Consider the following 964-nt stretch of genomic DNA (forward strand, 5'->3'; position numbering starts at 1 on the left):
TGTCGTAACACACCTCAATGAGCTGATTAAAGACATTGAAGCCTACGACATCATAATTCGCGATAACCAAGCTCGACCAAACTGTGACGAAACGGGCAGTAAGAATCGTGGACGTGTTCCAGCCAAGTCAAAGATCGTGAATGTTACCGTGAGTATCGGTTTAGCCGACAGCAAGAGCACTAAAAAGCCAGAAGAAGTGATGAAGCTTGCGGATAATGCGCTTTATAAGGCAAAGAAAGCGGGTCGTAACCGATTGTCTATCAGTAAAGAGTAGTCAACCGGTTTAACAAAAGAAGAGCGTTTCTGATTCAGTAGCTCAATCTTGGTTGAAGAACACAACTAAGCTCCCGCCTTTGAGAGAGCTACCATAGTTAATCGTCAGACCGATCCCAACGTTATCAACCCAATCATTGAGTAAGTCTGGATCCAGCAGCCAACCAATACTGGTTTCGTAGTAAGATTGTGTGCCGAGTGGATCAGACGTATCGCCTCCAAGATCAATGCGTCTAACACTGGAGTACATTGAAGTAATGTTGTCTCCCCATTGAACCAAGTCATAGAAAACTTTTACTTCGTTGGCTAAGTACCAACCTTCAGGTCGTCCGACTTGACCGTTGTTCGCTTCACCCCATCCGTATCCATAAAAGTAATGCCAACTCGAACTCACCTTCAAACGTCCCCAATTCTGTGGCGTTACATAGGTCAATTTAATGCTAGGTTCAACGATATAAGCCCAAGCGTCAGTGTTCAGGTAGATATCATCAAGGAACGGACGAAGTGGCGCTAGGTAGTTACTTCGATAGGTATATTCGTTTCGATAGTATGAGATATGTTGGCCAATAGCCGAGTTTACACTCCAGTTTTCATCTAACTGACTAACATTAGCGAATTCGAAGTATCCTGACAGCACAAGCTCTTTCTGTAGATCGGGCTTGAACCCATCCGCAAGCTTAACGTCTTGTTC

Annotated in this window: 2 protein-coding genes; one reads left to right on the top strand and one right to left on the bottom strand. The window is 44.4% G+C overall.

From position 1 onward, the window contains the following. On the top strand, nucleotides 1-274 hold a 274-nt coding region (locus KIV40_RS30385; RefSeq protein ID WP_285352984.1), incomplete at its 5' end, for a diguanylate cyclase. A gap of 42 nt (nucleotides 275-316) precedes the next feature. Here KIV40_RS30385 and KIV40_RS30390 read toward each other — a convergent pair. Next, nucleotides 317-964, bottom strand: a 648-nt coding sequence (locus KIV40_RS30390) for a Solitary outer membrane autotransporter beta-barrel domain (protein ID WP_285352986.1), incomplete at its 5' end; no start/stop codon positions are given.

The sequence above is a fragment of the Vibrio sp. D173a genome (genome assembly GCF_030248475.1).